At 74.9% G+C, this 7,029-nt stretch carries 7 protein-coding genes; 5 read left to right on the forward strand and 2 right to left on the reverse strand.

Going from position 1 to position 7,029, the window contains the following annotated elements; all coding sequences use genetic code 11:
• The 4 genes from J0670_RS25385 to J0670_RS25400 all read left to right on the forward strand — a co-directional run.
• Positions 1-700, forward strand: a 700-nt coding sequence (locus tag J0670_RS25385) for a pyridoxal-phosphate dependent enzyme (RefSeq protein ID WP_207813982.1), incomplete at its 5' end; no start/stop codon positions are given.
• On the forward strand, positions 697-1,977 hold the full coding sequence (locus J0670_RS25390; RefSeq protein WP_207813983.1) for an MFS transporter: 1,281 nt from the start codon (positions 697-699) through the stop codon (positions 1,975-1,977). The genes J0670_RS25385 and J0670_RS25390, both read left to right, overlap by 4 nt.
• Before the next feature lie 163 nt (positions 1,978-2,140).
• Positions 2,141-3,394 (forward strand): threonine/serine exporter family protein, encoded by a 1,254-nt coding sequence (locus J0670_RS25395; RefSeq protein WP_207813984.1) that lies wholly within the window; start codon positions 2,141-2,143, stop codon positions 3,392-3,394.
• Between the two features lie 84 nt (positions 3,395-3,478).
• On the forward strand, positions 3,479-3,874 hold the full coding sequence (locus J0670_RS25400) for a DUF302 domain-containing protein (RefSeq protein ID WP_207813985.1): 396 nt from the start codon (positions 3,479-3,481) through the stop codon (positions 3,872-3,874).
• A 7-nt stretch (positions 3,875-3,881) separates the two neighbouring features.
• Here J0670_RS25400 and J0670_RS25405 read toward each other — a convergent pair whose 3' ends face one another.
• Positions 3,882-5,024, reverse strand: a complete 1,143-nt coding sequence (locus tag J0670_RS25405) for a PP2C family protein-serine/threonine phosphatase (RefSeq protein ID WP_307806680.1) — start codon at positions 5,022-5,024, stop codon at positions 3,882-3,884.
• 188 nt (positions 5,025-5,212) lie between these two features.
• On the reverse strand, positions 5,213-5,806 hold the full coding sequence (locus J0670_RS25410; RefSeq protein WP_207813987.1) for a TetR/AcrR family transcriptional regulator: 594 nt from the start codon (positions 5,804-5,806) through the stop codon (positions 5,213-5,215).
• 165 nt (positions 5,807-5,971) lie between these two features.
• Here J0670_RS25410 and J0670_RS25415 point away from each other — a divergent pair, with 165 nt between their 5' ends.
• Positions 5,972-6,946, forward strand: coding sequence for a zinc-binding dehydrogenase (locus J0670_RS25415; protein WP_207813988.1), 975 nt, complete (start codon positions 5,972-5,974; stop codon positions 6,944-6,946).
• Positions 6,947-7,029 lie beyond the last annotated feature (83 nt).

Here is a 7,029-nt window from a genome sequence, read left to right on the forward strand (position 1 = left end):
GCGGGGCGGCTGGCAGCAGGCCCGGCGCGACCGGGTCGCCGAACTCCTCGCCCACCACCCCGGCTCCTGGTGCCCGGACCAGTACAACAACCCGGACAACACCACCGCCTACACCCCGCTCGCGCTCGAACTCGCCTCCCAGCTGGGGCACGTCGACGTGCTGGTGTGCAGCGTCGGAACCGGCGGACACTCCGCCGGGATCTCCCGGGTTCTGCGCCAGCTCTACCCCGGCCTGCGGGTCGTCGGCGTGGACACCATCGGCTCGACGATCTTCGGCCAGCCCGCCCGCCCCCGGTTGATGCGTGGCCTCGGCTCCAGCATCCACCCGCGCAACGTCGCCTACGCCAGCTTCGACGAGACCCACTGGGTCGCCCCCTCCGAGGCCGTCTGGACCTGCCGACGCCTCGCCACCTCGCACTACGCCACCGGCGGCTGGAGCGTGGGCGCGGTCGCCCTGGTGGCCGGCTGGCTGGCCCGGACGAAGCCCTCCGGCACCCGTATCGCGGCGGTCTTCCCGGACGGGCCGCAGCGCTACCTCGGCACCGTGTACGACGACGAGTACTGCGCCGCACACGACCTGCTCGACCGCCCCCCGGCCGACGAGCCCGACGAGATCTCCCACCCGGGCGACAAGGAGGTCACCCGCTGGACCAGGTGCGCCACCGTCGTCGACCCGCTGACCACCGGGGAGCCCGAGTGACCGGCATGCTCACCCAGTTCAGGGGGTACGAGCGCAGCGTCCGGCTGTTGATGGTGAACCAGTTCACCATCAACCTCGGCTTCTACATGCTGATGCCGTACCTGGCCGCACACCTGTCCGGAACGCTCGGCATGGCCGGCTGGGCGGTCGGACTCGTGCTCGGCATACGGAACTTCACCCAGCAGGGCATGTTCCTGGTCGGCGGCACCCTCGCCGACCGGCTCGGCTACAAGCCCCTGATCGTGGCCGGCTGCCTGCTGCGCACGGCGGGCTTCGCCGCGCTCGGCGTGTCCGCCTCACTACCCGCGCTGATCGTGGCGTCGGCGGCCACCGGCCTCGCCGGGGCGCTGTTCAACCCGGCGGTGCGCGCCTACCTGGCGCGGGACGCCGGCGAGCAGCGGGTCGCGGCCTTCGCGCTGTTCAACGTGTTCTACCAGGCGGGCATCCTGCTCGGCCCGCTGGTCGGCATGGCGCTCACCGCCGTGGACTTCCGGACCACCTGCCTGACCGCCTCCGGGGTGTTCGCGGTGCTGAGCGCGGTGCAGATCCGCTCACTGCCCGCCCGGCACGGTGCGGACCCTGCCGACGGGCCGGACCGGGCGGGGGTGCTCGCGCAGTGGCGCGGGGCGCTGGCCAACCGGCCGTTCCTGCTCTTCGCCGGCGCGATGACCGGCTCGTACGTGCTGTCGTTCCAGGTGTACCTCGCGCTGCCGCTGGAGGTCCGGCGGCTGGGCGGGGACGGCGGCGGCGGCACGGCGGCCACCGCGCTGCTGTTCGTGGTCTCCGGGCTGAGCACGGTGCTGCTGCAGACCCGGGTCACCGCCTGGTGCCGGGCCCGGATCGCCCCGGGTACGGCCCTGGCCCTGGGGCTCGTCTCCATGGGCGCGGCGTTCGTGCCGCTGCTCGTGACGTCGGGTCTGCCGGCGCCCGGGACGGGCGCCGGGCGGTGGGCGCTGGCGATCGGACCGCCGGCGCTGGCCGCGCTGTTGCTGGCGCTGGGCACGATGCTCGCCTACCCGTTCGAGATGGACACGGTGGTCAGGCTCTGCGGGGACCGCCTGGTCGCCACCCACTACGGGCTCTACAACACCATCTGCGGCCTCGGCATCACGCTCGGGAACCTGCTGACCGGTGCGGCCCTCGACGCCGCCCGCTCGGCGGGCCTCGCCGCCCTGCCCTGGCTCGCACTCTCCGTCCTGGGCCTGCTCTGCGCGGCGGCCCTGCGCGCCCTCCACCGCACCGGCCTGCTCAGCGGGCCCGCGGTGGCCGCCGTGTAGCCGGAAGGGCGCCGCCGGCCTGCCGGCGGCGCCCCCGGGGAACCCTGTGAACCGCCCCGACCAGACACAGCCCCCGGGTGCCCGCTGGGCCCGCACGGGGAACCGAAGCGATCAGACCGGGGCAGAGTCGGACCGATTCGGACGGGGTGGGACGATATCGACCATGCTTAGCACGTCTCCCTCACGCCGGGGCATCGAGGCCCCGGCGGACCCGCTCCGCCGCCTGCTCCTCGAACTGGGCGACGCCCTGTTGGGCGGCGGCCTTCCCGTCCATGACGTCGAGGAGGAACTGCACGGGCTGGGGCGGGCGTTGGGGGCTCCGGACGTACGGGTCGCCGCGCTGACCAACGGGCTGTTCGTCGCGCTGAGCGCGGAGGAGGCCACCCGGTTCCAGCCGGTCGGCGGCGCGCTGCGGTTCGAGCAGACCGCGGACGTCCTCCACCTGGTGCACCGGCTGCGTACGGGCGCCATGGACGGGCCGCAGGCGCTGGCCGAGCTGGACCGGATCCGCCGGGCTCCGGCCCGCTGGCCCGCCTGGGTCGCCGACCTCGGGGCGCTGCCGGTCGGGGTGGGCGTCTGCATCTTCCTTCAGCCCGTCGCGGCGAACGTGCTGGTGGCCGGGATCGGTTCACTGATCGTGGTGGGGCTGACGATGCTGGCGCGCCGGCTGCCGCACCTGCGGCCGCTCCTGCCCGTCACGGCCGGGTTCCTGGTCGCGCTGCTGGTCCTGTCGCTCGCGCGGGCCTCGCTGCTGGAGGGGCCGCTGCGCACCATCGTGGCCACCCTGGCGATCCTGCTGCCGGGCGGGCTGCTGGTCACCGGGCTGTCCGAGATAGCCGCGGGCGCCGCCAGCGCGGGGAGCGCCCGGCTGGTGTCGGGCGCGGTGCAGCTCGCGCTGTTCCTCGCCGGGGTGGCCGCCGCCGCGACCGCGATCGGCATGCCGGCCACCGCCCTGGCCAACGTCCAGGTGGCCAAGCCGAGTTGGTGGGTCATCGGGGTGGGGCTGGCGATCGCCGTGGCCGGCCTCGTGATCAATGTGAACACCCCTCCCCCGGCCATTCCGTGGATCGTCGCGGTGATCGCGGTCAGCGTCACCGTCCAGGTGGCGGTGGGCTCGGTGCACGGCGCGGCGATCGGCGGGCTGGCCGGTGCGGCCGCCGCCGGGGCGGCGGCCACCGTGGTGCACTGGCTGCCGGGCAGTCCGCTCTGGCAGGTGCTCTACCTGCCCGCGTTCTGGATCGTGGTGCCGGGCTCCTTCGGCCTGCTCAACACCGTGCAGATCGAGGTCGGCAACGGCGCGCAGTCGTTGCTGGCCGCCGTGTCGGCGGTGTTCGGGGTGTCGATCGGCACCCTGATCGGCTCGGTGATCAGCCGGATCCCGCGCCCCTCGTTCACCGTCCTCCAGCCGAGGTCCTGAGGTCCTGAGGTCCTGAGGGCCTCAGGCTCCGGCAGGCGCCCGCCGCCGCGGGCGCCGATACTGGCCGGGACCCCAGGAGGAATCGTGGACTACGGTCTCGGCGTCCGGCTCGACCGGCCGTTCCCGCAGGCGGTGGAGGCCGTCACCGCCGCGCTGAAGGAGCAGGGCTTCGGTGTCCTGACCACCATCGACGTCCGGGCGGTGCTGCGCGAGAAGCTCGGCGAGGAGCTGGAGGACTACCTGATCCTCGGCGCCTGCAATCCGTCCCTCGCCCACCGGGCACTGCGGGCCGACCCCCGGATCGGACTGCTGCTCCCCTGCAACGTGGTCGTCCGGGCGGACGGTGGCACCACCGTGGTCGAGGCCGTGGACCCGCAGACGCTGGTCACCCTGGCGGGCCCCGGTGGCGGGCTCGCCGAGGTCGCGGACGAGGCCGCCCGGCGACTGGGCGCGGCCCTCGACTCCCTGCGGGGCCAGTAGAGCGGCGCTACCGGAGCCGGCCGGGCGGCGCTCCGGGGAAACGGCGGACGGCGAGCAGGGCGGTGTCGTCCCGCAGGCGGCCGCCGGTGTGCCGGACGACGGCGGCGGCGATCTCGTCGACCAGGTGCTCGGGGATGGTCGCCCCGCGCACGCCGACCAGCCGGTCCAGGTGCGCGCGGAGGGCGAAGAAGGCGCCCTGCCGGTCGCGGGCCTCGGTCACGCCGTCGGAGACGATCAGGATCGTCTCGTCCGCCCCCAGGCGCAGCCGGCGGACCTCCGGAAGTCCGCCCGCCAGGTGGGCGAGGCCGATCGGCGCGCCGCCGTCCGACGGCACCTGCCGTACGCCGTCCGGGCCCAGGACGTGCGGGCCCTCGTGCCCGAAGTTGACCAGCTCGACCTCCTCCGGCGCGTCCGTGGGGAAGCAGATGATGACGGCCGTGGCGAACCGTTCGTCCTCGGCGCCCAGCCGGACGGACAGCAGGTTCTGCCGGTGCAGCCGCTCCTCCAGCCAGGAGGCGACGGTGGCCAGGTCCTCCTCGTGGAAGGCGGCCTCCCGGAAGCAGCCGACCAGGGCCGCCGCGGTGGAGACCGCCGGGAGCCCCTTGCCCTGGACGTCACCGAGGATGACCCGCGCGCCGTAGGGGGTGGCCAGGACGTCGTAGAAGTCGCCGCCCACCCGGGCCTCGACGTCGGCGGCCAGGTAGCGCGCCGCCGAGTCCACGCCGCCCCAGCCCGGCGGAACCGGCCGCAGCACCACCTCCCGGGTCGTCTCGGCGGTGCCCCGCAGATGGCGGACGTACGCGGCGGCCTGCGCCCGGAAGATGCTGAGCGGCGCCGCGAGGACGGCCCCGGCGAGCACCAGGAGGAAGTCCTCGATCCCCTGGGACTTGGCCCAGATGCCGTCGAGGGCGGGGTAGGCGGCGATCGAGAGGCAGGCGAACAGCGCGGTGACCCACGGGCCGCAGAGCGCCGCGGCGGCCACCGGGACCATGACCAGCCAGCTCGCGGACGCGAACGAGTGGGGTGTGGCCGCGTCCACGCCGATGACCGCGACCAGCAGCACCGCGGGCACCAGCCAGGCGCGGTGGCTGTACCGGATCAGTGCCGGCATCCGCTGCTGCTGCGTCTCCACCGACCGCACGGACCGCACCCGCAAGCGCCCTCCTCCGGCCTTCCACGCGGCCTTCGGCGGGGCCGGCGCGGTCGTGGTCTCCGACCGCGTGTCAGGCGCGAGGCCGCGGGGGCGGAGTGATCCCGCCCCACGGTAGGCGGCCGGGCCCGCCGCAGGGGGCGGATCGGCGCGGCGCCCCGCTCCCTCGCCCGATCGGCCCAACCGGACTAGCGGTCCACCAGGGACTCGGCGAGCTCCCGCAGCGTCGCGGCGATCCGCCGGCCCTCGCCCTGCTCCAGCAGCCGAAGGATCGGGGCGCTCTGCAGCGAGCCGAGCAGCAGGTGGGCGATCAGTTCGGCGTCCAGGTCCGGGCGCAGTTCGGCGAGCAGCGCGCTGAGGTGGGCGTGCCACCCGAGGTAGACCGGGTGCGCGGTGGGCGGGGCCTCGCCGGAGGGCTGGGTGGTGGTACCGGCGTGGCCGAGTTCGGCCAGCAGGCTCTTGTTGCGGCCGACCACCTCGACCACGGCGTCCAGGAAGGCGAACAGGCGCTCCCGGGCCGGGGCGCCGGGGCCGAGCGGCGGCGGCCCGCTGCGGACGGCCTCGTCCAGATCGAGCGCCCGCTCCTGCATCAGCGCGAGCATCAGGCCCATCCGGCTGCCGAAGCGGTGGAAGACGGTGCCCTTGCCCACCCCCGCGGCGGCCGCGATCTGCTCCATCGAGATCTGCTCGGGCCGGTGCCCGGCGAGCAGTTCCTCGGTGGCGCGCAGGATCGCGCGTCGGTTGCGGACCGCGTCGGCGCGCTCGCGCCTGCCTTCGGACATGGGCTGCCGGTCCCCTTTCGTTTTTCGTTTCGTGTCCCGGGTTCGGTGTCCCGGGTTCGTCTCGTCCCCTCATGGACAACTGGACCAGCGGTCCAGTACGGTCCCGAGTGAAAGCTGACCGCCGGTCCAGTTCTTCCCGGGCCGGCCCCATCGAGGGAGGCACCGATGCTACGCGTCCGCTACCACCGGTACGGCGGCCCCGAGGTCCTGACGCCGGAGGAGGCCGAGATCCCGACACCCGGACCGGGCCAGGCCCTGTTGCGCGCCGAGGCGATCGGGGCGAACTTCGTGGACACCAGGTTCCGCCGGGGCGAACCGGAGGGCTCGATCTTCCACCGCCCGCTGCCCGGCGTGCTCACCGGCGACGTCGTCGGGACCGTCGAGGCGGTCGGCCCCGGCGCCCCCGCCGCGCTGGTCGGGCAGCGGGTCGCGGCCCTGTCCGAGGACGCCTTCGCCGAGTTCGCCCTCGCCGACGCCGCCTGGCTGGCCCCGGTGCCGGACGGGCTCGACCTCGGCGCCGCCAGCATGCTGCCGCTCGGCGGCCCGGTCGCCCTGGGGGTGCTGCGCCTCGGGCGGCCGGCCGCCGGCGAGACCGTCCTGGTCCACGCGGCCGCCGGTGGCATCGGCCACCTGGCCGTCCAGCTGGCGAAGCTGCTCGGTGCGGGCACCGTGATCGCCACCGCCGGTTCGGCGGCCAAGCTCGACTTCGCCCGGAGCCTCGGTGCGGACGCGGCCGTCGACTACCGCTCCCCCGACTGGCCCGAGCAGGTCCGCGCGGCCGCACCGAACGGCGTGGACCTCGTCCTCGACTCGGTCGGCGGCGACGTCCTCCAGCGCAGCTTCGAGGTGCTGGCCCCGCTCGGCCGGGTAGTGGTGTACGGCGCCGCCGACGGTCAGCCGGGCAGCGTGCCGGTGCTCCGGCTGTTCCGGCTCAACGAGGCCCTCGGCTTCTCCCTGCTCGCCTGGCGCGCGGCCCGCCCGGAGCAGGCGCGCCGGGACGTCGAGGAGATCACCGGGCATTTCGCGGCGGGCCGGCTGAACGCCGTGGTGCACGCCCGCCTCCCGCTCACCGAGGCCGCCACCGCCCACCGGCTGCTGGAGGAGCGCACCAACCTCGGCCGCGTCCTCCTGCTGCCCTGACCCGGCCGGGACCGCTGGGGTCGTTGGGCCCTGGCCAATCTCGCGGATGGGGGCGATCCTGGTCGCCGGACGCGCCGAAGGAA

The organism is Streptomyces sp. FH025 (assembly GCF_017427025.1).
In the GTDB taxonomy this organism is placed as follows: domain Bacteria; phylum Actinomycetota; class Actinomycetes; order Streptomycetales; family Streptomycetaceae; genus Kitasatospora.